Source organism: Pelistega indica (genome assembly GCF_000506865.1).
Classification (GTDB): domain Bacteria; phylum Pseudomonadota; class Gammaproteobacteria; order Burkholderiales; family Burkholderiaceae_B; genus Taylorella; species Taylorella indica.
In genome coordinates, this window is sequence record NZ_AYSV01000091.1 from 13716 (window position 1) to 39608 (window position 25893).

General features: G+C 37.8%; 21 protein-coding genes and 2 pseudogenes. 13 read left to right on the forward strand and 10 right to left on the reverse strand.

Going from position 1 to position 25893, the window contains the following annotated elements; translation table 11 throughout:
* Window positions 1-88: 88 nt before the first annotated feature.
* The 6 genes from V757_RS23020 to V757_RS23040 are packed head-to-tail and all read left to right on the forward strand — an operon-like array spanning window position 89 to window position 5582.
* On the forward strand, window positions 89-916 hold the full coding sequence (locus tag V757_RS23020) for an ABC transporter ATP-binding protein (RefSeq protein WP_173391506.1): 828 nt from the start codon (window positions 89-91) through the stop codon (window positions 914-916).
* 4 nt (window positions 917-920) lie between these two features.
* Window positions 921-1058: an oligopeptide/dipeptide ABC transporter ATP-binding protein gene (locus V757_RS28730; protein WP_245587017.1), complete on the forward strand. Its 138-nt coding sequence runs from the start codon at window positions 921-923 to the stop codon at window positions 1056-1058.
* A 2-nt stretch (window positions 1059-1060) separates the two neighbouring features.
* Window positions 1061-1990 carry an ABC transporter permease gene (locus V757_RS23025; protein WP_023951603.1) on the forward strand — a complete coding sequence of 310 codons (930 nt, stop codon included), beginning with the start codon at window positions 1061-1063 and terminating at the stop codon, window positions 1988-1990.
* A gap of 1 nt (window position 1991) precedes the next feature.
* Window positions 1992-2915: an ABC transporter permease gene (locus V757_RS23030; RefSeq protein ID WP_023951605.1), complete on the forward strand. Its 924-nt coding sequence runs from the start codon at window positions 1992-1994 to the stop codon at window positions 2913-2915.
* 2 nt (window positions 2916-2917) lie between these two features.
* Entirely contained in the window at window positions 2918-3904 is a 987-nt protein-coding gene (locus V757_RS23035; protein ID WP_023951607.1) for an ABC transporter ATP-binding protein, read from the forward strand.
* Between the two features lie 34 nt (window positions 3905-3938).
* On the forward strand, window positions 3939-5582 hold the full coding sequence (locus V757_RS23040; protein ID WP_023951609.1) for a peptide ABC transporter substrate-binding protein: 1644 nt from the start codon (window positions 3939-3941) through the stop codon (window positions 5580-5582).
* Window positions 5583-5779: 197 nt separating this feature from the next.
* Here the strand turns inward: V757_RS23040 and V757_RS23045 are convergent, their stop codons facing one another.
* Entirely contained in the window at window positions 5780-6490 is a 711-nt protein-coding gene (locus V757_RS23045; RefSeq protein WP_245587014.1) for a phosphodiester glycosidase family protein, read from the reverse strand.
* Between the two features lie 161 nt (window positions 6491-6651).
* On the opposite strand from V757_RS23045, the gene V757_RS23050 reads away from it, so the two are divergent.
* On the forward strand, window positions 6652-8583 hold the full coding sequence (locus V757_RS23050) for a UvrD-helicase domain-containing protein (RefSeq protein WP_023951613.1): 1932 nt from the start codon (window positions 6652-6654) through the stop codon (window positions 8581-8583).
* A gap of 161 nt (window positions 8584-8744) precedes the next feature.
* Here V757_RS23050 and V757_RS23055 read toward each other — a convergent pair.
* Window positions 8745-9520: pseudogene (locus V757_RS23055) on the reverse strand (ferredoxin--NADP reductase).
* Window positions 9521-9668: 148 nt separating this feature from the next.
* Here V757_RS23055 and V757_RS23060 point away from each other — a divergent pair.
* The 4 genes from V757_RS23060 to V757_RS23075 are packed head-to-tail and all read left to right on the forward strand — an operon-like array spanning window position 9669 to window position 14257.
* Window positions 9669-10853 (forward strand): ABC transporter substrate-binding protein, encoded by a 1185-nt coding sequence (locus V757_RS23060; protein WP_023951615.1) that lies wholly within the window; start codon window positions 9669-9671, stop codon window positions 10851-10853.
* Entirely contained in the window at window positions 10850-12751 is a 1902-nt protein-coding gene (locus V757_RS23065) for an ABC transporter permease (RefSeq protein WP_023951617.1), read from the forward strand. Before V757_RS23060 ends, V757_RS23065 begins: the two co-directional genes overlap by 4 nt.
* An 11-nt stretch (window positions 12752-12762) precedes the next feature.
* Complete coding sequence (locus V757_RS23070) at window positions 12763-13509, forward strand: ABC transporter ATP-binding protein (protein ID WP_023951619.1); 747 nt, start codon at window positions 12763-12765, stop codon at window positions 13507-13509.
* 10 nt (window positions 13510-13519) lie between these two features.
* Window positions 13520-14257, forward strand: coding sequence for an ABC transporter ATP-binding protein (locus V757_RS23075; RefSeq protein WP_023951621.1), 738 nt, complete (start codon window positions 13520-13522; stop codon window positions 14255-14257).
* A 165-nt stretch (window positions 14258-14422) separates the two neighbouring features.
* Here V757_RS23075 and V757_RS23080 read toward each other — a convergent pair whose 3' ends face one another.
* Window positions 14423-16021, reverse strand: a complete 1599-nt coding sequence (locus V757_RS23080; RefSeq protein ID WP_023951623.1) for a DUF945 family protein — start codon at window positions 16019-16021, stop codon at window positions 14423-14425.
* A gap of 84 nt (window positions 16022-16105) precedes the next feature.
* Between V757_RS23080 and V757_RS23085 the strand changes: the two genes are divergently transcribed.
* The gene (locus V757_RS23085; protein ID WP_023951625.1) at window positions 16106-16582 is read left to right on the forward strand and encodes a nucleoside 2-deoxyribosyltransferase; all 477 of its coding nucleotides are present in this window, start codon (window positions 16106-16108) and stop codon (window positions 16580-16582) included.
* A 22-nt stretch (window positions 16583-16604) separates the two neighbouring features.
* Here V757_RS23085 and V757_RS23090 read toward each other — a convergent pair whose 3' ends face one another.
* Both V757_RS23090 and panB read right to left on the reverse strand, forming a co-directional pair.
* Window positions 16605-17054, reverse strand: a complete 450-nt coding sequence (locus V757_RS23090) for an SET domain-containing protein (protein WP_023951627.1) — start codon at window positions 17052-17054, stop codon at window positions 16605-16607.
* A 33-nt stretch (window positions 17055-17087) separates the two neighbouring features.
* On the reverse strand, window positions 17088-17918 hold the full coding sequence (gene panB / locus V757_RS23095; protein ID WP_023951629.1) for a 3-methyl-2-oxobutanoate hydroxymethyltransferase: 831 nt from the start codon (window positions 17916-17918) through the stop codon (window positions 17088-17090).
* Between the two features lie 128 nt (window positions 17919-18046).
* Here panB and ilvB point away from each other — a divergent pair, with 128 nt between their 5' ends.
* Window positions 18047-19780, forward strand: coding sequence for a biosynthetic-type acetolactate synthase large subunit (gene ilvB / locus V757_RS23100; protein WP_023951631.1), 1734 nt, complete (start codon window positions 18047-18049; stop codon window positions 19778-19780).
* Between the two features lie 70 nt (window positions 19781-19850).
* On the opposite strand, the gene V757_RS23105 is transcribed toward ilvB, so the two are convergent.
* From V757_RS23105 to gluQRS, 5 genes and pseudogenes are all read right to left on the reverse strand, one after another.
* Window positions 19851-20618 carry a class I SAM-dependent methyltransferase gene (locus V757_RS23105; protein ID WP_218184500.1) on the reverse strand — a complete coding sequence of 256 codons (768 nt, stop codon included), beginning with the start codon at window positions 20616-20618 and terminating at the stop codon, window positions 19851-19853.
* A gap of 8 nt (window positions 20619-20626) precedes the next feature.
* On the reverse strand, window positions 20627-21058 hold the full coding sequence (locus tag V757_RS29960; RefSeq protein WP_245587015.1) for an oxygen-independent coproporphyrinogen III oxidase: 432 nt from the start codon (window positions 21056-21058) through the stop codon (window positions 20627-20629).
* 19 nt (window positions 21059-21077) lie between these two features.
* Window positions 21078-21992: a coproporphyrinogen-III oxidase family protein gene (locus tag V757_RS23110; protein WP_245587016.1), complete on the reverse strand. Its 915-nt coding sequence runs from the start codon at window positions 21990-21992 to the stop codon at window positions 21078-21080.
* A 153-nt stretch (window positions 21993-22145) separates the two neighbouring features.
* Window positions 22146-24765, reverse strand: a pseudogene (locus V757_RS23115) (DNA topoisomerase III).
* 198 nt (window positions 24766-24963) lie between these two features.
* Entirely contained in the window at window positions 24964-25842 is an 879-nt protein-coding gene (gene gluQRS, locus V757_RS23120; RefSeq protein WP_023951633.1) for a tRNA glutamyl-Q(34) synthetase GluQRS, read from the reverse strand.
* Window positions 25843-25893: the final 51 nt, after the last annotated feature.

Consider the following 25893-nt stretch of genomic DNA (forward strand, 5'->3'; position numbering starts at 1 on the left):
TTTTCTTAGTAGAATTGAGGTAAAAAGAGGGTATAACTTTTCGGCAATCAGTTAGAATAAACGTTTCAAATATTTTAGCGTTAAAAATATGACTGAAGCATTAGTTTCAATTAAAAATATTAGTAAAACTTTTGACGTAGGGCATCATCAAAAGGTTAAAGCATTGAGTGACTTCAGTCTGGATATCTTTCCAGGCGAAACAGTAGGTCTGGTAGGTGAGTCAGGATGTGGTAAATCTACGGCAGGAAGAGTTATTTTAGGTCTTTATCGCCCAGATGCTGGTGAGGTATTAATTGATGGTAAGAATATTCATGCCATCAAAGGAGATGAAAAAAAAGCCTTAATTCGCCAAGCACAAATGATTTTTCAGGATCCTTATGCTAGTTTAAATCCACGCTCTACAGTATTTGAAATTATCGCTGAACCTTTAGAAATTCACGGCTTATATAAAGATGAAAAGGCACTGGAAGAAAAAATTTATGCCTTATTAGAGGAGGTTGGTTTGCGTAGAGAGCATGCTAATCGATATCCTCATGAGTTTTCAGGTGGGCAACGACAGCGTATTGGTATTGCTCGAGCATTAGCACTCGAACCAAAATTTATTGTAGCGGATGAACCTATTTCTGCGCTAGATGTTTCTATACAAACCCAAATCGTATTACTCTTGCAAAAATTACAAGAAGAAAAAGGACTTACTTATTTATTTATTGCTCATGACCTATCAATGGTTAAATATATCTCTAATCGGGTAGGAGTAATGTATTTGGGTAATTTAGTAGAGTTAGCGGATAGTGATGAGCTTTATGACAAGCCACAGCACCCATATACACAAGCGTTATTATCTGCCATTCCAATCGCAGACCCTCGATATAGAAGATCAACGTCATCGAGTATTGTTGCATGGAGAGTTACCTAGTGCGATGAATTTACCAAGTGGCTGTGTGTTCCATGCACGATGTCCTCAAGCAATGGATAGGTGTTATCAAGAAAAACCTAAGTTAAAGGAATATGGCAATAGGCATTATGTTGCATGTCATCTAATGGATAAGAGGGTGTAGTAATGAAAAAATATATAGTTAAACGATTCCTCTTAATGTTATTAACCATTCTAATCATTGCATCATTAACGTTTATTTTGATGCATTTTATTCCGGGTTCTCCGTTTGATTCGGACCGTTCATTTAATCCTGCGGTAGAGCAAAATTTAAAAGCATTCTACAAATTAGATCAACCGTTATATGTGCAGTACTTACATTATATGAGCAATATTTTTACGTTAGATTTTGGGCCGTCAATTAGTAATCCTGATACAAATGTAGTTGAGTTATTAAAAAGAGGTTTTCCAGTCTCTTTTCACCTTGGTATATTAGCGATTATTGTTGCCATTCTATCGGGTATTACATTAGGGGTACTAGCGGCATTACGACATAATGGTTGGATTGATTATGCGGCGATGGCAATTGCTGTGGTTGGTATCTCTATTCCGAATTTTGTATTAGCTACATTATTAATACAAGAGCTTTCAGTAAACTTGGGGTGGTTTCCTGCAGCAACATGGCGAACACCTAAACATATGGTTTTACCCGTCATTGCCTTGGCAACAACACCAATGGCGGTTATTGCACGTCTAACTAGGGCAAGTATGTTAGAAACATTAACACAAGATTATATAAAAACAGCAAAAGCTAAGGGGTTGAGTATGTGGCGAATTGTCGTTAGACATGCGCTTAAAAATGCCTTAATGCCCGTTGTAACACTATTAGGTACTCTAATGGCGGCTATTTTGACTGGTACTTTTGTGATTGAAAAGATTTTTGCTATACCTGGTATGGGACGTTATTTTATTGACTCTATAAGTAATCGGGATTACCCGGTTATTATGGGTACGACAGTATTTTATAGTAGTGTGCTAGTGCTGATGCTGTTTTTGGTAGATATGGTTTATTGTTGGCTAGATCCTCGGATTCGTTTAGATAAGGCAGGGGAGTAATATGCAAAAAATACCTAATGATTGGTTTACCCCCTTAACCGTAGAAGAACGAAAGTCCGCCCCAAGTATTGTGCGTCCTAGCTTATCGTATTGGGCTGATGTATGGGTTAGATTACGTAAAAATAAATTAGCCATGTTGGGATTGTTTATGTTAACTATTCTGATTTTGATGGCTATCTTTGCGCCAATGTTATCTACACATTCAGTCACAACACAATCATTGAGTGCTCAAAATCAACCCCCATCAGCAGAGTATTGGTTTGGAACTGATGATTTAGGTAGGGATGTATTTGTACGGACTTGGTATGGTGCACGGATCTCTCTTTTTGTCGGCTTTATGGCAGCGCTAATAGACTTTTTTATTGGTGTTATCTATGGAGGCTATAGTGGTTTAATGGGTGGACGTACCGATGCCATTATGATGCGTATTGTGGAAGTGTTGTACGGCTTACCTTACCTGTTGATTGTGATTTTATTAATGGTAGTGTTAGGGCCCAGCTTATTGACAATTATTGTGGCACTTTCTATTACTGGCTGGATAAGTATGGCTCGTATTGTAAGAGGGCAGATCCTTCAGCTTAAGAATTATGAGTATGTTACTGCAGCACGCCTATTTGGGGCAAGCCCATGGAGGTTAATACGTAAACATTTACTTCCTAATACGATGGGACCCATTATTGTTCAAATGACCTTAACCATTCCGAGTGCGATTTTTGCAGAGGCTTTTTTAAGTTTTTTAGGGTTAGGTATACAAGCACCATTTGCGTCATGGGGCGTAATGACAAATGATGCTTTAGGCGTTATTTTATCAGGTGAATGGTGGCAATTATTTTTTCCTGCTTTGTGTATTTCTTTAACCATGTTTGCATTTAATGTGTTGGGTGATGGATTACAAGACGCATTAGATCCTAAGTTAAGGAAGTAATCATGGTTCAAAATCCTTTATTAACGATTAAACATTTATCGGTTCAATTCAAAGTTCATGGTGGAATTGTTCAGGCTGTTCGTGATTTAAACCTGACCATAGAAAAAGGTAAAACGTTAGCGATTGTTGGTGAATCAGGCTGTGGAAAATCGGTCACTTGTCATGCCGTTATGGGGTTAATACAAAAGCCAAGTGGCTTTATTCCTCAGGGAGAAATTATTTTTGATGGTCTAGATATTACCCAGCTAGAGAAAAATAATACGATCCGTGGAAATCGAATTGCTATGATTTTTCAGGATCCTATGACAGCGTTAAATCCCACCCTCACTATTGGTGAGCAAATGATTGAAGGGGTGATGAAGCATAAGAAACTTAGTAAGCAGCATGCGTTGGATAAGGCGAGTGAGATGCTAACTTTAGTCGGTATTGCTGAGCCTGAAAAACGTTTGTCACAGTATCCGCATCAGTTTTCTGGCGGCATGCGTCAGCGCATCGTAATTGCAATGGCGTTGATGAGTGATCCTGACTTATTGATTGCTGATGAGCCTACAACTGCTCTAGATGTGACAATTCAAGCACAGGTATTAGAATTATTCGAAAAAATTCAACAGCAAACAGGTGTTTCAATCATTCTTATCACTCATGATTTAGGTGTTGTAGCCAAGATCGCAGATACGATAGCAGTAATGTATGCCGGTCAGTGTATTGAAACAGGAAATAGAAGAGATATTTTTTATCATCCTCAACATCCGTATACACAGGGGTTGTTGGCATCTATTCCTCGATTGGATATGCAAAAAGATAGTTTAAAGCCAATTGAAGGTCATCCCCCCGATTTATTTGCTCCTCCTAAAGGTTGTGGATTTTTTTCACGTTGTAAAAAAGCTATGAGGGTTTGTAAGGAAATACCCCCGGAGCTTAGTGTATTAACAGAGGAACATACGGTTTTATGCTGGTTGCAAGATTCTCGGACTCAGTGTAACGTATAGTAAAGCAACTATTAATTTCTATGGAAGCAAAATTATGAAACCTACCTTACTTCGTTTAACTTTAGTGTCTTGTTTATTTGGTGTTACATCGTTAGCACAGGCTGAGACAACGTTATATCTTAATAACCAAGAAGAACCAACGTCATTGAATCCTTCACAAGGATTTAATGCTATTTCTTGGGAGCCGTTGAATAATCTTGTAGAAGGTCTTGTTCGACTAGATGAGAAGCATGTTGCTGCACCTGCCACGGCTGAAAGTTGGACGGTTTCTCCAGATGGTAAAAAATATACATTCAAACTACGTCAGAATGCTAAATGGTCTAATGGTGATCCTGTAACTGCCAAAGATTTCGTTTATGGTTGGACGACAATGCTTAGCAAAGATACTGCTTCACCAGCCGCTTTTTTGGCTTACGATATTGCTGGTGCTAAAGCGTTTAACGAAGGTAAGGGAACAGAAGCTGATTTAGGCTTAAAAGCAGTGGATGACCATACGCTTGAAGTAACGTTAGCGAATCCTAGCATCGCATTTTTAAATATTTTGACTAATCCTAATTTTGCACCAGTCAATCAGAAAGTAGCTGAGGCAAATCCTAAGTGGTATGCAGAGGCAAGTAGCTATGTTGGTAATGGTCCTTTTACATTAAAAGAGTGGAAACATGCGGAGAACTTAGTTTTTGTTAAGAATCCAAATTATTGGGATGCAGCTAATGTGAAAATTGACAAAGTTGAGTTTGCAATGGTGAATGACCAAAATACGTTCTACCAAATGTATAAAACGGGTGAACTCGATGCGACTCCTACCACATTACCAGCAAGTATTTACGACAAGATTAAAGATGGAAAAGACTTTAATAATATCCCTCAAGCGGGTGGATATTTTTATCGCTTAAATACCAAAATTGCTCCTTTCCAAAATCAAAATATCCGTAAGGCGTTTGCATTAGCTGTTAATCAAGAGGATATTGCAAATTTTGTCGTGAAACAAGGTCGTAAACCATCATTTGGCTTTGTTGCTCCTGGATTTACAGGACCAAATGGTAAAGACTTTCGTGAAGAAAGCGGCGATTTAATTAAACAAGATAAGGCAAAAGCTAAAGAGCTTTTAGCTAAGGGTATGGAAGAAGAAAAATATACAACGCTTCCTGAAGTGACGCTGACCTATATTAATAATCCTAATGATAAGAAAGTAGCTGAAACCTTGCAAAATATGTATAAAGAAGTGCTTGGGGTGGATGTGAAATTGCAAAGCATGGAAAGTAAAGTATTTTATGCAAAACAACGAGGTCTAGAGTTACAATTCTCACGAAGTTCCTTTTTAAACGACTATGCGGATCCTTACAACTCTTTAGAAAGCTTTATCACGGGATCTTCAATGAATCGTACCGGTTGGTCTAATGCCGAATATGATAAGTTGATTAGTTCTGCTCAACAAGCAACAGATGCCCAAGCGCGTTGGGATGCGTTATTAAAAGCAGAGAAAATTTTAATTGATGAAGCACCTATTTTCCCATTGTATTTCTATAATCAAATCTTCCTACAAAAAGAAAACGTAAAAGGTATTTTACGTCATCCAGTAGGCTACCTCGATTTGAAAAATGCAACAAAAGAACTAACTATAACAATTAGTATAGAGTATGATGCCATTCACCATGTTATTTATGGTGAATGGCATTAAGCTATGAATAAGGGTAGCATTTTCGGCATGCAGTTTTTGCTAAAAAACTGCATGTCAAAAAATAAAAAAAAGCATGCTTAATAAGGGTAGCATTTTCGGCATGCAGTTTTTGTTAAAAAACTGCATGTCAAAAAATAAAAAAAGTACGCAATGTCATTCATGGTGAATGGCATTAGGTTTTTGAAAGAGTTGAAAGCTTACTTTTTTTCATCCTTAATACCAAGATGATTGGCCACACTACGCTCAAAAAATAATTGATTATCTGGTAGTGCATTAACGCGGTTATGATTAATAATCATTGTGCTACTGCCACCACCATCTAAGTTAATTGCATGTGGCACATTAAGTTGCTTAAATAATGTAGCTAATTGTGTAAGGGTATAGCCTTGAAATTCTTCTCGTCTACCTTCTACCACCACCATATAAAGGAAACGGTTATCAGCGGTAAGTCCTATGGCGGTACGAGGATGTTTTGTCTGTGCATTACGATAGCAAATACCTGTACTACTTGGAGCACATAGGAACTTACCATTCTGCAAGCTTTGCCAACCACTGATGACTAAATCCCATTGTGGCTGATATATAGTGCTTTTATTATAGGATTCAATAAAACATTGATTATTTTTTGTGCAGGCAAAAAAAGCATATTGTCGGTAATCCTTACTCCTGTGCCATGTATGCTGATGAGAATAGTTTAATCCTAAAGGATTTCTTTTTTCATCATAAAAAGCGCCATTAATCGCTACGGTTGCTTCATTATCACGAGCAAAATTACTGGTAGTATCACTATGCTGTGGCAATGTACCAATCAGCTTAATGCTTGGGCAGCTTAAATCTACCTTAGTAATGTGAATAGGCTTTTGATTGTCATAGGTAATACAAGGAGAAACCTGCTCAATAGCGTGCACATTAGGTATTAACGAAAAAAAAAGCGATAAATAAAGTAAGCAGTAGCTTAACAAACATGCAAAGACACTCAAAATAAGATGATAAAAAAATCTAGTTTAAGTATGAGTATAACGGTTTCTATGCTAATCTTTTGTGAACAGTAAATGATTTGATTGTGTTTATGAAATATACGCTGGTAGAAGGTGTGGCAGGTAGTGGTAAAACGAGCTATATCGCCGATTATGTGAAAAAGAGCCTGCAACCTAAAAAAGCTTTATTGCTAACATTTAGTCGCACTGGTAAGGATGTCATGCAGTTTTATATGGAAAAGCGTGGCTTTCCTCAATTATCTATTCATACAATAGATGGATTTGCGGCAGGAGTACTTAATCAACTTGGTGATACACGTTATACCGTTAAACGTAATCATGTCGAAAGAGAGTTATTGCCTCAATTATATGAATATGTTATCGAACAGGCGCAGCAATACGCACTAATTACAGGCACAGAGCCGATTGATGCTCCTCAGATTACACCGCATGCCATGCAAGAGATGATGAGCGATATCGATTTTTTCCGTGCATCAGGTGCTTATGAATACGATGATGATGATATTTTGCAAGAAATTCTAACAGGTAAGCTCAATCATGATTGGCGACTGGTCAAGCGAATGTTTTATGCCTATGATCACTATCGTGAAACGTGGAAACCTCGAGTTGTGGATAATCATGATTTATATGAGGAGGATACTTCAACGTCTATTTATCAGTCAGGGGAACAAGGATTTAGATTATTAGGTGAAGCTGTTTTTGATCTATTAGACTATACTGATGATAGTGATATTTTAGAAAAAATAGGGCGAAAATATTCTCTGATTTGTATCGATGAATTTCATGATACGACTCCTTTACAATTAAAATTTTTATTTAAATTAGCGCACTTTGTGCCAGAGGTTATTGCCGTAGGCGACCGGTTTCAGAATATTTTTGCGTGGCGTGGTACAAATACTGAAGTTGTGTTTGAACAATTTAAACAGCGCTTCCATGCTGAGACAGTGTATCTAAATCACTCCTATCGTTATGCTCAGAATTTGGCGAATATTGCGACTAATATTATTCATAGACCCATTGACTCAAAAGCCACTCATAAAACTACGGTGAAGCAACTAACCGAAAATGATTTAGGTAAACTTGGAAAAGAAGAGGTAGTCATTACTGAGGATTATCCAGAGCAAATTAAAGCTGCTTTTGATATTGTTAGCAGGACTAAGCAAAAAATCAGTATCGGTATTCATCATACTATGGGACCAGTGATATTGAATGTACTTTGTGCTCTTCGTTATGGTTATTTGTTAGATGGTAAATCTACAAAATTTCTAAAAAATTTTGCGCTTGATTTAGCACAGTTTTATCAGTTATCAGCGTGTCGTTTAAGTGAAGAAATTCAGCAAGATATACTGAATAAAATAAGCTTAGAAAATTTTGTTAAAAATACTATGATGCAATTACAACAAGAGGGTAATATTGCATTTGAATCAAGATTTAAAAAATCGCTATTAGAATGGTGTGCTAGTAATAGAGAGCATCAGAACGTATATGATATTATGCAGTGGTTTGAGCAAAGTTCGGGGCTCTGGGCTATACAATCAAACCGGCTTTATGATCAAGTAGCTAAGGCATCTTGGGATGCGTTAAAACAAGATGCGTATCGCCATCGTTATCTATGGAATCAGTGGCCGCAACAGGCTGAATTATTACGCAAACGTTGGAATATGACGCAAGGCATACGGTTTGTAACGATTGCACAAGCCAAGGGACGTGAGTATGATAATGTGCTGATATATGGGGCGACACAAGAGGGTTTTACTCATTCACTATTGCACCAACAAGAAGATCTACAACGTAATTTATTTTATGTTGGCATAACACGTGCACGAAAGCAGCTTAATTTTTATGTAGATAATACGCCTGATTTAAAACCTATCATGCCTATTACTGAGGATGAAGATATTGAGCCTCAAGGACCATCCAACATGATAGATACGAGAAAAGAAGATGCGCTAAAAGAGCTTGTACAGATTAAGCAACAGCTACTTAAAAGAATTCAACATTAATGATAAAAGTAGCTGTTATAAACTGACCTGTTTATTAAAAATAATTGTTCAAAAATTAACCCCTTTATTTAAAATAAAGGGGTTATTCACAAAGCTGATACCTTGAGAGTCATTCACACAAGATTTGTGGAAGAAGAATCTATTCGATTTTCAAGAAAATATTATTGACTAACGAATGCACGCTCAATCACAAAATCGCCAGGAGTAGAGGTATTTCCTTCTTTAAAATTACGCTCTTCACACATTCGTTTTAAATCCGCTAGCATAGCAGGACTACCACAAATCATCACGCGATCTTCGGCAGGATTTAATGGAGGAACACCCAAGTCAGTGAATAATTTACCATTTTCAATAAGAGTGGTAATACGACCTTGGTTACGGAAAGGTTCGCGAGTGACAGTTGGGTAATACTTTAGTTGTTTACTTACCATTTCACCTAAAAATTCATCCGCTTGTAGATCTTTGGTGAATAAATCGTAGTAAGCTAACTCATTTACTTGGCGAACGCATGAACCAAAATAACCTCTTCATAACGTTCATAGGTTTCTGGATCACGACAAATGCTCAAGAATGGCGCTAGACCAGTACCAGTACCTAATAAATATAGACGTTTGGCAGGTAAGAGATAATCAAGCAATAATGTACCCGTAGGCTTACGACCAACGATAATGGAATCGCCCACTTTGATGTGTTGTAAGCGAGATGTTAAGGGACCATCTTGGACTTTAATACTGAGGAACTCGAGATGTTCTTCGTAGTTTGGGCTAGCGATACTATAAGCACGCAATAGAGGCTTACCATCAACCATTAAACCAATCATGGTGAAGTGGCCATTACTAAAACGTAGTGCAGGGTCGCGAGTAGTAGTAAAACTAAATAAACGGTCAGTCCAATGGTGAACACTAAGTACTTTTTCTTCTAAAAATGCTGACGCCATACTAAAACCTAAGAATTAAAAAGAGAAGTTTCATCAGGAAATCTGATTATGCTAAATGAAATTATAGTATTTTTTGGTATATTAAAGGTTTATCAAACTAATCTTTTGGGATAAAAGTTAAATGCGAACATTTATTAGAAAATCATTCATGATGTGTAGTGCAGTATTAACCATTTGTTCTAGCACTGCTGTTTATGCGGAAAATGTCATTAGAGTTGGGGAAATTAATTCTTATAAAACAATCCCCGCTTTTTTAGAACCATATCGTAAAGGAATTGAGTTAGCTGTTGAACAAGTTAATGCAGATAATGGCATTAATGGCAAAAAACTTGAAGTGATTTTAAGAGATGATGGTGGTACGCAAAATAATGCCATTCGAGAAGCCCAAACCTTATTACGACGCGATAAGGTTGATTTATTGGCAGGTGGTTTTTTATCCCATATTGCTTTAGCGCTTGCTGATTTTGCTAAGAATAAAAAGGTTTTTTTCTTGGCGGGTGAACCACTTACTGACAAGATGGTGTGGGAGAATGGTAATGAGTACACTTTTAGGTTACGTGACTCAACGTATATGAAAGTGGCGATGCTTATTGACGATGCTGTTGCGTTGAAGAAGAAACGTTGGGCATTGGTCTATCCTAATTATGAGTATGGACAGTCAGCGGTAGAAAGTTTTAAAAAAATGATGAAAGAACGTCAGCCAGATATTGAGTTTGTTATGGAACAAGCTACTCCATTTAATAATATTGATGCGAATAGTGTTGTTCAAGCGTTAGCTGATGTAAAACCAGATGCTATTTTCAACGTACTTTTTAGTACTGATTTGACCAAATTTGTAAGAGCCGGTAATACTCGTCAGCTATTCAAGGATGTTTCCGTCGTTAGTCTCTTAACTGGTGAGCCTGAATATTTGGATCCTTTAGGTAGCGATACGCCTAAAGGGTGGATAGTGACAGGATATCCTTGGTATGCCATTAATACACCAGAACATGATGCTTTCTTAAAAGCCTATCAAGCAAAATTTAATGACTATCCACGCTTAGGTAGTATTGTTGGTTATATGACTATACAGTCATTAGCAGCTGGTCTACGTAAGGCGAAAAGTACTAAGGCGGAAGATTTAATAGAAGCGTTTAAAGGGCTTGAATTGAGTACGCCATTGGGGCAGATTTCTTATCGCTCTATTGATCATCAATCAACGATGGGCAGTTATATTGGTCGTTTAGATGTTAAAGATGGCAAAGGAATTATGACTGATATTCGCTATGTAGACGGAAAAGACGTGCTACCAAGTGATGAAGAAGTATTAAAGTTAAGGCCACAAGTAAAATGAATGTAGAGGCGTTGTTACTACAATTACTTAATGGGCTAGCAAGTGCTAGCTCATTATTTATGGTCTCTGCTGGTTTGTCATTAATTTTTGGCGTAACTAGAGTGGTTAATTTTGCCCATGGCTCTTTTTACATGCTTGGTGTTTATTTAGCCTATTCATTAACGCATTATTTTGGGGTAACTTCTGGTCTTGGGTATATTACAGGTATTGTCTTAGCTTCATTATTAACCGGTGTGGTAGGCGGTTTAATAGAAATAATTATTCTTAGGCGTATTTATAAAGCCCCTGAATTATTCCAATTATTAGTTACGTTTGCATTAGTGATGGTAATTAGTGATGGTGTGTTATGGATTTGGGGGGCAGAGGACCTATTAGGGCAACCAGTCCCTTATTTAAATGGTTCTATTAACATTTTAGGACAATTATTTCCTATTTATCAGCTGTTTCAAATTTTTATTGGCTGGGTAGTGCTATTTTGTTTATGGTTTTTATTAAATAAGACGAAATGGGGAGTTTTTGTAAGAGCAGCACAACAAGATAAAGAAATGCTTGGTGCTTTGGGAGTGAATCAAGCTTGCCTATTTACGGGGGTATTTACCTTAGGAACTTTTTTAGCAGGATTAGGAGGAGCATTAGAGTTACCTAATGAGCCTGCGAGCCTTAGTTTGGATTTACGTTTAATCGGAGATGCTTTTGCTGTTGTTGTTATTGGAGGTATGGGCTCAATACCGGGTGCTTTAATTGCGGCATTATCTATTGCTGAAATTAAAGCATTAGCTAATTGGTTAGGAGCGGTTGATTTTTGGGGAGTCACGGTAAATTTTAGCCGTTTAACCTTAATATTAGAATTCGTTTTAATGGCTGTTGTGTTAGTCATCAAACCTTGGGGATTTTTTGGTAAAGCACAAGAGAAATCACGCAATATAGGCATTGTAGAAAAGCCTTTGCAACCATTACAAGGATTAACTAAGCTTTTATATATTATCGGAGCAACCCTTATTTGTTTGGTTCCCGTCATTGATAGTGACTACACTATGCTGTTAGTCCAAGATGCTTTAATTGCTGTTCTATTTGCGTTTAGTTTGTTTTTTATGGCGGGTACGGCTGGAATGCATACCTTTGGACATGCTGTCTATTTCGGTATGGGGGCCTATGCTGTAGCTATTGGTATTCAGCAGCTAGGTCTACCTTTGTCAGTTAGTTTTATCTTAGCACCGATAGTATCTAGTTTATTAGCTGTCGTGATTGGTTGGTTTTGTATCCGTTTAACTGGTATTTATTTGGCTATGCTGACATTGGCATTCGCTCAATTGATTTGGTCAATCATGTTCCAATGGGATGGTTTTACAGGGGGATCAAATGGTATTGTTGGTATATGGGCTGATGGTTGGTTAGCAGATGAAACGCATTATTTTTATTTCACTGCATTAGTCGTATTCATTTGTATTTTTGTACTAAGGCAACTTATTTTTTCTAGTTTTGGCTATGCTATTCGGGCAAGTAGGGACTCCGTCACAAGAGCACAGGCAATTGGTATTCCCATACGTCGTGTGCAATGGACTGTCTTTATTATTGCTGGTTTTTTTGCAGGGTTGGCAGGTGCTTTATTAGTCTTTTCTAAAGGAAGTATTTCTCCTGAAGAATTAAGTGTGGCTAAATCTGTGGATGGGTTGGTGATGGTATTACTAGGCGGTATTCAATCGCTTACTGGGCCTATTGTTGGTGCTATTGCTTATACCGTACTACATGACACAGCTATTCAATTAACCTCGTATTGGAAAGCTTTACTCGGTGCGATGATTATCATACTGGTGCTGATTTTCCCTATGGGTATTACTGGGGTGTTTGAACAATTCCGATTCTTCAAAAAGCGAAAACAAACCACATTACATGGTTAAGGGATTTATTCATGAGTTTGTTAAAAATAGAAGATATTAATAAATCCTATGGTGATTTTTGGGCAGTTAATCATGTTAGTTTTGATCTTCAAGAGGGTGAAATGCTTGCCTTGATTGGTCCTAATGGAGCTGGTAAGTCCACCACCTTTAATATGATTGGAGGTCAAACTCAACCCAATAATGGTTCGATTTTATTTAAAAATCGTAGTCTGCTTGGCTTAAGTGCCGATAAAATTTGGGCTCTAGGTATTGGAAGAACATTTCAAATAGCGGAGATTTTTTCATCACTTACTGTATTAGAAAATGTGCAATTAGCATTGCAAATAGCGTTGAGAAACAAGATAGCCTTATTTAACCATGGTGATACAGATTTACAAGATGAGGCATTACTGTTGCTGAAACAAGTGGACATGGTGGAAAATGCTCATACAGCAGCAAGTGAAATTGCGTATGGCGATGTTAAAAGGCTTGAGTTAGCTATGGCGTTAGCTAATCATCCAACGTTATTATTAATGGACGAACCAACAGCGGGTATGTCTCCAACAGAGCGAATAGCTATGATGGCGTTGACTAAGAAGATCGCTCAAGAAAAAAATATGGCCGTGCTATTTACTGAGCATAGTATGGATGTGGTATTCAAGTTTGCTGATCGAATTATCGTGATGGCAGCAGGTAGCATTGTGGCGACAGGGACACCTGAAGAGATAAGAAATAATGCTTTAGTCAAAGAAATTTATCTTGGCAATAACAAGGTCTAGAGGGTTATTAATGAGTGAATTACTAAAAGTAAGCCATTTAAATGCATGGTATGGGCAAGCACAAATTTTATTTGATGTTGGCTTACAGGTTAATCGTGGCGAAGTGGTCGCCTTGATGGGGCGTAATGGAGCAGGTAAGTCTACTACTTTAAAAACAATTATGGGGTTGGTGGAGCATAAGCAAGGTGACGTCGTATTCATGAATAAGCCTATACTCGGTTTACCTGCTTATAAAATAGCTCGCTTAGGTCTAGGATATGTCCCTGAGGAGCGAAGAATTTTTGCTGATTTGGATGTACAAGAGAATTTATTAACTGGAAAACAATCTGCAAGAGTTTGGGAAGATGGTCGCCCTGTAGTGGAGTGGACACCTGAAAAATTATTTACGCTATTTCCAAATTTAGGACGTATGCTAGATAGACCTGGTACTAAGATGAGTGGTGGGGAGCAACAGATGTTAAGTGTTGCAAGAACATTGATGGGAAATCCCTATTTAGTATTATTAGATGAACCTAGTGAAGGTGTTGCTCCTATCATTGTTGATCAGTTAAAAAATATGGTATTAACCTTAAAAGAGCAGGATATTGGCATTTTACTGTCTGAGCAAAATTTGGATTTTGTACGAGATGTGGCGGATAGGGCCTATGTCTTAGAAAAGGGTGAGATTAAGTTTTCGGGTAGTATTGAGCAGATTTATGCTGATGAGACGATTAAAGCACAGTATTTGGGGTTGGAAACAGCTTCTTAGGAGTACGTAGGAAGTGTTGATTTTAAGTCTCAGGTAGCTACTAGGTAGAGTCAGAGCTAAAAGGGTGGATAAGTTAATAAAAGGTGTTTCTTTATACATAAAGAAACACCTTTTCGTCTAAAGCATTATTGTACTTGGAAAGTTTGGTTAGAAAGCTTGATGAATTTACTGTTTTTCATCACTAGTTTCATCAGGTATGTCTTCATCCTTGATAAATTTACTTGATAAAAGGGTAAGGCGTTGCTCAATATTTGTTTGTTCCAATAAGGTAGTAGCCTTTTCAGCTTTTGTATTAAGATCCAAGAGTAATTCAGTCAATGGTAATGATGTGCCATTAAAATTAATAGTTTCTACTTCTTTAATTGATTTGCCATTAGGTGCTTCGGCTTGAATAGTGAAAGATAATGCATTCCCTTTTTTTTCTGCCAACTTAGCTTCTAATAATGCTTTCTCAATGTCATGGGTAATTGCATCTAGTTCTGTTTTATCATCTTTGGTTGGGAGATTTAGATGGTTTATTTTTGCACTAAGTGTAAATGAATCAAATAATAATTGACTCAGCGTAGAAGGTTCTACTTGAATATCAAGGTTGATTTTTGACAGCATGGAAAAAACAACGTCTTCAGTCACCGTTTTGTTTAGTTCAGGTAAAATCATTCCTACATCAGCAGTAATACTAGCTTCCCCGCCTTTATTACGAATACGGATAGGACCATAATTAATTTCTGGCTTTTGGTTAAATAATGCAAGGGAGGATGCTCCTAATCGTAGAGCATTTTTTGCAAAAATATCCTCACTATTGCCCATCTCACTAGGATTCTTGAGTGCCAAAATGAAGTTCTCTTTTAAGATTTGCGCTAGTTGAGAGAATAGTTGCTTGGTTGCGGCAGAATCTAGGCGGTTATAGCCAATATTAGTGGTTAATTGTCCAAAAGGTACATCATTAATAGCGATTTCTTGGTACTCATCTTGTAGCTGAACTGAAATTTGTTTACCATCGTCGTTCATATTTGAATGGCTTTTCAATTTCTTATAGGCAACATCAATTTCATCGAATTTGAGTTGCATACCATCTAAGTCAGTATTACTTAGATATAACTTACCCTCTTTCGTTGCATGACTCTGTGAAGAAATTGTTCCTGGACTAATGATAAGACTGAAAGGGTTTTCTTTATCAAGAGATGAAAGACTCATTCCTGAAAAATTTAGCGAAACACTTGAGTCCGTTAGCTCACGGTTGGTGTTAAATGATAGTTCATGTTGTTCAGAAGTAAGTTTGAATTTTTTCTCTGTGTCATTAATGCTCAAAGGAGCAATCGTAGCTGTTCCTTTGATTTTTTTATCATAACCATAACGATAATTAATAACGATAGGATTCTCTTGTTGGAAGGCGTTAAAGAAAGGTTCAGTATTGCTATTTCTGATAAGTTTTAACTCACTACTATAGCTAACAGGGGCAAGTAGTCCCTGTTTAAGTCGACTAAATGGTAAAGGACCATGCTCAATATCTTGTTCAACTAAATCAATGTTTTTTCCTTGATAGTTAACACTCCAGATATAGTGGGTAGAAAAAATATCAGATTCGGTTTTTTTGTAGGTAAAAGAGAAGTCTTTGATGTTCAATGTATTTTGAATGTATTGATTAACTTCTGCTATTTCGTTTTCTAGGCGAGATTGAGTCTTATCGCCATGGACTTTGCTGGCTAACGGGTAGATAGCACCTAGAGCTAGTATAAGACCACCAATGATAAATTTTACACGCATGGATAAACCTATAAAAAAATAGAATCGAGCTAATTATAATCTAAAATACTCGTTGTCTTTTCTATAGAGAGAATAGAGAGAAAAATGAACATTTATTTAGCAGGCTTTGATGTATTTAGGATAGATGCGATTAAACATGGTGAACATTTGCAACAACTCTGCACACAGTATGGGTTCACTGGATTATATCCGTTGGATAATCATGCACCAGAGGGATTATCAGGTGCTGAATTAGCTCATTGGATTTACCAAGCAAATATAAACCTAATTAATCAGTCAGATATTGTGGTGGCGAATGTAAATCCATTTAGAGGGTTTGAGCCAGACTCGGGCACTGTTTTTGAAATTGGTTATGCTAAGGCAAAAGGGAAAACAGTGGCTGTTTACACACAACAGCAGATTACACTGCGTTCACAAATTCCTCATCAGCATGGTAAGGATATTCAAGGCTATGAAGTTGAGGATTTTGGTTTAAATTTAAACTTGATGATCGCTTGTAGTGTTGATTATCAAGCAGAAACTTTTGAGCAATGTTTACAATGGCTTCAAAAACATGTTTAAGTAGTGAGGTCTACACGATTAATTAGTTAGATTTTTTTAAGGCTAACATGGTACCTCGGCAGTTAGGTGTCCCACATAAGCACCGATATTCTGCTTTACGTTTTTTAGTGATACGTCCATCAAGGATAAGGCTATAGTCATAGAATAACTCTTCTCCTTTTTTGATATCTTTGATGGCGTAGATAAAGACACGCGTACCTTCTTCATTTTCTTGTGTTTCACAGTTCGGTGTACAACTATGATTAATCCATCGTGCATCATTACCTTGTTGACCGCCGTCAATAATCAAACCATTTGATGTAGCAAAAAAGAATGTATGAAAAGGATCATCGGGATTCACAGGAAAAAGAGCATCAGCCTGTTCAGTGGTAATTCTTTTGCCACCATATTCAATAATTTTTGTACCAGCTGGAATATCTTTAAGGGCAAAAACCCCTTGCCCATGTAATGTTGATTGGCGGACACTATGCATGGTTCTCCTACTATAGGAAGAGGTTTAAGCGTTTTAGGCATTTTTCTTTGCTACTCCAAAACAATGATCAAGAGTAGGGAATGTTTCGTTGCGTACTTCTTCTGCATAGGCTTTGACTCCCTCGCGAATGATTGCTTGCGCATCAGCAAATTGTTTGGCAAATTTTGGGATGCGTGGGCCACTTAAGTTGAGAATATCTTCTGTGACTAAAATTTGACCGTCACAAGCGGGTGATGCTCCTATACCAATGGTTGGAATAGCAATATTCTCAGTAATACGACGACCAAGAGATTCAGCACTTCCTTCAATAACAAGACTGAATGCGCCTGCCTGAGATTGAGCAATCGCATCTTGATAAATACGTTCTGCCATTTCTTCGGATAAGCCTTGAGCTTTAAATCCACCCATCGTATTGAAGTATTGAGGCATTAGTCCTACATGAGCCATGACAGGAATCCCTCGCTCCGTTAAGAAACGAGTTGTTTCTGCTAAGAAAGCGCCACCCTCCATTTTGACGGCTTGAGCATTACTTTGTTTTAATAAATAAGCGGCATTACGGAATGCCTGTTCTTTGGATTCTTGGTAGCTGGCAAACGGCATATCAACCACTACACAGGCTTTTTGGGTAGAACGCATAACGGCTTGACCATGAGCTGCCATCTGTTCAAGTGTAATGGTTAAGGTGTTTTCCATATTGTATCCCACCATAGCCGTAGAGTCGCCCACTAGAATAAGATCTACAAATTCATCTAGGATACGTGCAAAAGGGCTTGAATACGAAGTTAAACACACAATTTTTTGTTGTCCTTTCATCGCTTGAATTTGGGGAACAGTATTGCGTTTAACAATAATAGGGGTACTCATTTATATTCCTTTTGTAAGGGATGTCAATAATCTAATAGCATACCCTAAATTGTTAGTAAGATGTATAAAACAATCTCAATAGATAGGCTACAATGGTATGACTATTTTTTAAATTTTTTTTTACTATTATGTCTTCAGAAAATACTTTGTCAGGTGCTCAAGCGCTCTTAAATACCTTAATTGAACAAGGTGTAGATACTATTTTTGGTTATCCCGGTGGTGCAGTATTACCTCTATATGATGCCTTGTATTCTGAAAAACGGATTCGTCATATTTTAGTTCGTCATGAGCAAGCAGCAATACATGCTGCAGAAGGTTATGCTCGTTCAACAGGCAAACCAGGAGTGGTATTAGTTACGTCAGGACCAGGAATGGCAAATACCACTTCAGGGTTATTAGATGCAATGTGTGATTCTATCCCTGTGCTATGCATTAGTGGTCAAGTAGCGACTAGTGCGATTGGTACAGATGCTTTCCAAGAATGTGATGCGGTAGGTATTTCACGCCCTGTGACTAAATGGAATGCACAGATTAAACGTAGTGAAGATGTCGTAGGGTTAACATCTAAAGCTTATCAATTAACAACACAAGGTAGACCAGGGCCTGTATTGCTAGACTTTCCTAAAGATATTCAAATGGCGATAGTCCCAGCTGAGGGTAGTAAAGCTGTGCCATTAGATAAGCCTTTACAAGTATCTCCCTCTATTCAACAGGCAGCGATTAAGCGAGCGGCATCATTAATTGTTAATGCTAAACGTCCGGTCTTTTATGGTGGAGGCGGGTTAATTAACTCAGGTAAAAAAGCATGTGAAGTGTTTAGTAATTTGGTGAGTTACTCTGGCGCACCTTGTACGCTAACACTAATGGGACTAGGAGCCTTTCCGTCTAGTGATAAGCAGTTCTTAGGTATGCTAGGGATGCATGGTACGTTGGAAGCAAATCTAGCCATGCATCATGCTGATTTGATTGTTTGTATTGGCGCACGTTTTGATGATCGTATTACTGGGCGATTATCAGATTTTTGTCCTCATGCCGTAAAAGTTCATTTAGATATTGATCCTGCTTCTATTGATAAAGTTGTTCGTGCTGATGTGGCGCTAGTAGGAGACTGTTATGAGGTGCTTTGTGATTTATTCAATGAAGTCAAATCATTAGAGCAAGACACAGGACGCTTGACGGAATGGTGGCAGCGGATTGCCAAATGGCAGGCGAAAGAATGTTTATCGTTTAATCCTTCTACGGAAGTTATTTTGCCACAGCATTTATTGACTGAAGTAAATCAATGGGTGCAAACAACAGAGGCTATTGTTAGTACTGATGTTGGCCAACATCAGATGTGGGCAGCACAATACTTGCAGTTTAATCGCCCTAATCGTTGGCTAACCTCTGGTGGAGCAGGTACTATGGGCTATGGTATGCCTGCTGCTATTGGAGCCAAGATAGGCAATCCTAATGCAACAGTGGTATGTATTACGGGAGATGCATCAATTCTGATGAATATCCAAGAAATGGCGACAGCGATGCAGCACAAAGCAAATATTAAGGTGATTTTATGTAATAACCAGCATATGGGGATGGTGCGTCAATGGCAAGAGCTTATTCATAGTGAGCGTTATAGTCATAGTTATAATGAGAGTATGCCTGATTTTGTAGCCTTAGCTAAAGCGTTTGGTTGGGAAGGTACTCAAGTGTCTAATCCAAGTTACTTAGCAGAGGCTCTGGAGGCGTGTTTTAAAGCAACAGGACCATATTTTTTAGATGTGCGAGTTCAGGCACAGGAGAATTGTTTCCCTATGATGCCGGCTGGTTATGGACATCAACAAGTGATGTTATCAGAGGATAATTGGTACGTAGAAGAATAATCAGCTAATAAGCAAATCTATCACGCAAAGCTAATAAATGATATTGCTCGAGAATAGCCAGTTGGCGTTCTCAAGCACTTTTTTTGAATCCACCTACTTTTTTGGCAATAATTAGCTCATTCTTCATGGAATGTTCCCAACCTACTAATTCAGTGACTGTCACTTGATAGCCTCGTGCTTCAAGTTGTAGACAACGTAACACATTGGTTAAATGAGAACCAAATTCACGGGTATGAATAGGGTGACGCCATAATTCTGATAGGGGAGTTTTACCAAGAACAGAACTTTTTTCTTTTCTGAAAATGGAAGCCACCTCAGCTTGGCAACAGGGCACTAGCACCATGTAACGTGCATTATGAGCAAGACCAAAACGAATAGCATCATCAGTGGCGGTATTACATGCATGTAAAGCTGTCACAATATCAATTTTTTCTGGTAGCTCTTTGGTGATAATGGATTCTTCCACCGTCATTTGCATAAAATGCATGCCTTGACTAAATCCTAAACGATTAGCCAAATCAATAGATTTTTTAACTAAATCAGCTCGTGTTTCTATGCCGTAAACATGAGCATTTTCAAATTGTTTTAAATATAAATCATATAAGATAAAGCCAAGATAAGATTTTCCAGCACCATGGTCGACTAAATTAAGGCTATGTTTATGCTCAATAATATCTGCCATTAATGGTTCAATAAATTGATAAAGATGGTATACCTGTTTAAGTTTACGGCGTGTGTCTTGGTTTAGCTTGCCTTCACGAGTCAAAATATGTAGCTCTTTTAGTAGCTCAATACTTTGCTGTGGTTTAATTTCAGGAATAATCTGGGCTTGGCTCATGTGATTACCTACACCGTCATAGAGAAAATACGAGTTTCTGGTTGATTGCGTAACATACGGAGGTCGAAAGACATACAGATATTACGGGCGAAAGTACGACCTAAATCGGTAATTTTTAGGTAATTAGAGCCTATTTCTATTAGGCCATCGGCTTGCATTTCTTGCAAACGATTCAGAACATCAGGAAGTTCAGGAAATTGCATATCGGGCTTATCCCAATGAGTTTCTAATAAACACATGAGGTTTAGAATATGACGACGAATGATTAAATCTTCTTGATTGAGTAAGTGACCGCGATAAAGAGGTAGTTCATTTGCTTCAAGGCGTGCATAATAGTCCTCAAGAACTTTTTCATTTTGTGCAAAACCGTACCATGAGTCACCAATTGCTGATACGCCAAGACCAATCATTAATTGTGTTGATGACGAGGTATATCCCATAAAATTACGATGAATTTTTTTACTTGAGCATTGATTGATATAAGTCATCTGACGGTAAGGAAAAATGATCCATCCCTATTTCCACATAACCTAATTCTTCAAGCAAAGCTTTACCATTTTCGTATAAAGCACGTTTTTCTTCCCCAGAGGGTAAGTCGTTCTCATCGTATCCACGTTGTCCATTACCTTTAATCCAAGGAACATGAGCGTACGAGTAGAAAGCTAAACGGTCTGGCTTTTGAGCAATAGTACGGCGAATAGTATTTTCCATAGATTTCCATGTCTGGAAAGGTAGCCCAAAAATAAGATCATGACTAACGCTGGTATATCCTATTTCGCGAGCGGCATTAGTAACATTTAATACGTTTTCAGCTGGTTGGATACGATGAATAGCTTTTTGAACTATTGGATCATAATCTTGAACACCAAAGCTCACACGACGAAAACCTAGATCATAAAGTGTTTGTAAGTGGGTACGACGAGTATTATTTGGGTGACCTTCAAAACTAAGCTCTGGGTGTTCTGCTAAGTCGGCTGTGGAAAAAATAGTCGTAAGTAAATGATGAAGATTTGCTTCGCTGAAGAAAGTCGGTGTGCCTCCACCTAAATGAATTTCTTTTATTTTGGGCTTGCGACCAAGAATATCCAAATACATACGCCACTCTTTTAGGATGGCTTGGATATAAGGATCCTCTACCTCGTGTTTTTTTGTGATACGTTTATGACAGGCACAGAAAGTGCATAGGCTTTCACAGAAAGGCAAATGTAGATATAGACTAATGCCTTCATTATCATTTGATTCTTCAAAACTGCGCTTAAGCGTCTCAATATATCTGTCTTTGCTGAAACTTTCTTCATCCCAATATGGCACAGTAGGATAACTTGTGTAACGAGGGCCAGGAATATTATATTTATTGATCAATGTGTTTTTCATAAGGTAAAAACCTAAGGTAACAACTAATAGGGATAGTTTAGCAGATAGTCTAGTTTAGCTGTTTTCTTTTGTTCATGAGGAATGGCATAAGACATAAAAATACCCTGATAATGGCATATTATCAGGGTGGCTAGAGTTCAAAAATACAAGGGCTTATTCTTTCTTAGTTTTTTTCTTAGTAGCTGTAGTAGTTGTTTTTGCTGCTGATTTAGTAGCAACTTTACGCCCTGTTTTTGTTACCGATTTTGTCGCTTTTTTAGCTGCTGTTTTAGTCGCTGCTTTTGAGCTTGTTTTGGTAGCTGTTTTGCTTGCTGCCCCTCTTTCTTCAAACTCAAAACCGATTTTACCTTTATTATCTAACACCAAATAAGCTTTAAATTTACGATTTGTCCGATTAGAGACAAAGTTTTCAAGTAAATCAGTTTTGCCAGTTTCCAGTAGTTTTTGCATTTGTTCAGATGAAATTTCCTGCTGCAGAATGACTTTACCAGATTTAAAATCACAAGGCTTATCTTGATTGTTAGACTGATCACAGATATAGTTCATGCCTACATCATAAATATGACCAGTGGCACATTTTGGACATTTGCCTAATGCTTTTAAGGTAGAGAAATCAATCTCCTCTTTATCTTCATCATTATTCTGACCAAAATCAAATTCAAGTTTATTTTCATCTGTCAGGCGTAAAATAGCCGAGAAAGGACGTCCTAATTTACTAATAAAGCCTGTTAATGGTCCAATAGATCTATTGCGTAGTAGTTCTTCAGCCTCTTCTGTTTCGAGATTACGACCACCAGGGTTTTTCGTAATTGAAAAGTCACAGTGAGTACAAGCAAAACGGCGATAGTTTTCTTTTACTTGATTACCACAAACAGGGCAAGGTGCTGTTAAAGTAACATAGTCCCCTGGTATTGTGTCATGTTCATATTCTTTGGCACGTTTTACAATGACTTGAGTGTTTTGTGCAATCTCTTGCATAAATAGGTTTCTATCCAGTGACCCTTGCTCAATTTGTTTGAGTTTATGCTCCCATTCGCCTGTTAATTCAGGCGAGGTTAATTCTTTTATATTTAAACCATTTAATAGCGTCATTAATTGACGTGTTTTTGTGGTTGGGATAAGGTCACGGTTTTCACGACGTAGGTATTGATCAGTGATTAAACCTTCAATAATAGTTGCTCTAGTAGCAGGCGTACCCAAACCACGTTCAGACATTGCTACGCGTAATTCATCATCTTCAACAAGCTTACCTGCTCCCTCCATGGCACTGAGTAATGTTGCCTCAGTGTAATGTGGAGGAGGCTTGGTAGCATGAGTTTCCATACGAATATCTTCAGTATGAACCTTTTCATTTGGGGCAATGGGTACTAAATGATCATCGCCTTCTTGGGTGGTTCGACCATAGACTTCTAGCCAACCAGCAGAAACAAGTACTTTACCTTCTGTTTTAAAGTAATGCCCTGAGACTTGAGTTAGTCTAGTTGTTACTAGGTATTCTGCCGCTGGATAAAAGATTGCCATAAAGCGTTTTGTAATCAAATCATAAATCTTTGCTTCAGCTTCACTTAATTCTTTAGGTACTTGCGAGGTTGGGATAATTGCAAAGTGATCAGATACTTTCTTATTATCAAAAATGCGTTTATTTGGTTTTATCCATGACTTAGTTAAGATATTTTTAGCAAACGGTACATGTGATTTATTGATAGCAGAGCTACTTTCGCTAATCTCACCTAATGTTTGTTTGACAGTGTTGACATAGTCTTCAGGTAAATAACGTGAATCAGTACGTGGGTAAGTGATGACCTTATGGCGCTCATAAAGTGCTTGTGCTAGAGCCAGTGTTGTTTTTGCCGAATAGCCAAATCGGGAGTTAGCTTCACGTTGTAAAGAAGTTAAATCATACAAAGCAGGAGAGGATTGTGAGAGGGGTTTAGACTCTTCAGAGACTGTACCTGTTTTATTTTTGCACGCCATAATAATGGTTCGTGCTTCAGATTCAGACCATAAACGATTTTCTTTTTTCTCTGGATTGTTGGCATTCTTTTTTGAAGTCTTTATCAATCCAACGGCCTTCATAGATACCTGCTGCAGCGACAAAAGTAGCAATGACTTCCCAGTAGTCTTTGGATTCAAATTGACGAATTTTTTGCTCACGATCAAAAACAATAGCTAGTGTTGGTGTTTGTACTCGACCAATAGGCGTTTTAAAGAAACCACCGTCTTTACTATTGAAGGCAGTCATGGCACGAGTACCATTAATGCCAACAAGCCAATCAGCTTCGGCACGAGAGCGTGCAGCCGCCTCTAGAGGTTTCATGCTTTCATCTGAACGAAGATTATTAAATGCATCCAGTATGGCTTGCTTTGTCATGGATTGGAGCCATAACCGTTGGATGGGTTTATTTACTTTGGCATATTGAATAATATAACGAAAGATTAATTCACCTTCTCTTCCCGCATCACAGGCATTAATTACGGCGGATACATCTTTTCGTTTGAGTAATTTGACTAAGAGTTTTAAACGCTCCATTGACTTTTTGTCAGCTGGCTGAATATCAAAACCATTTTTAGGAATGGCAGGTAAATGAGTAAAAGACCATTTACCACGCACCACATCGTCAGGGTTAAACAGAGTTAATAAATGTCCAACACTGGACGATAAGACATATTGATTATTTTCAAAATAACCATCGTGTCGCTCAAAGCCACCGAGAGCCCGAGAAATATCTTGGGCAACAGAAGGTTTTTCGGCAATAATTAAAGTCTTAGTCATTCTTTTCTCGTGTTAGTAAAAGCCAAATTAAATAAACAATAATTTTGGATAATAAGAGAGGGAAAATGTATTTTGCAAGTGAAAATCCATAAATGCCTTAATATTCTTTTGTTAATTTTAAGATTAAAGCAAGCAAATAACATTCTAACTATTTGATTTTACATTAATAAATAGGAAAAAAATTTTTTCTATGAAATATTAGTGTTTTACAAATCGTTGTGCCCAGTGAACGACTGCTTCAGACCAGAATGCCTCAATATTTTTGGGGTGAAAAGAGTTAAACCCTAAGATTCTCCATGCTTTGTCTAAGCTTTGTAAGGCGTTGGATAAATTAATAGGATTGGCGTGATTTTGTTTAGATAATTTTCGACCCTCACTATCCATTACTAAGGGTACATGCAAATAACGAATAGAAGGAAAGCCTAGATAGTGTCCAATGCATTGCTGACGTAATGTTGAGTCTAAAATGTCTTGTCCTCGAACAATATCGGTTACACCTTGATCAAAATCATCAATAACAACGACAAATTGGTAAGCAAAAAGCTTATCAGCACGTTTAATAATAATATCACCAATCTCTTGTTGGATATTTTGTTCTTGTCGACCTAACCACCTATCTTCAAAGCTAAATAGACCCTCTGGCATAATAAGTCGCCATGCACGAGGTATGCCTTTAGCTCCTTGCCGACAGGTACCAAGGTAGGGATATTGTCCTGATTTATGTATGCCAAGTGCTATAGCATTGTCAGTAATGATTTTACGTGTACAAGAACAGCCGTAGATCAAACCTTGTTGATTGAGTAAATCAAAGCATTCTTGATACCGATTAAGGCGCTGTGATTGATAAATCACTTCTCCATCCCAATGCATACCGAGAGCTTGTAATTGTTGCATGATAACCTTATCCGCTCCTGTAACAGTGCGAGGAGTATCAATATCTTCAATGCGTAGTAACCAACGACCATGATGGGCTTTGGCATCAAGATAGCTAGCCATTGCTGCTACTAATGAACCGTCGTGTAACGGACCACTAGGACTAGGAGCAAAGCGGCCAGTGTACGCTGAAAGTGTTTGCATAGTGGGGTATAGGCAAGAAAAGATAAATTATTTTAACAGTTACCAAATAAA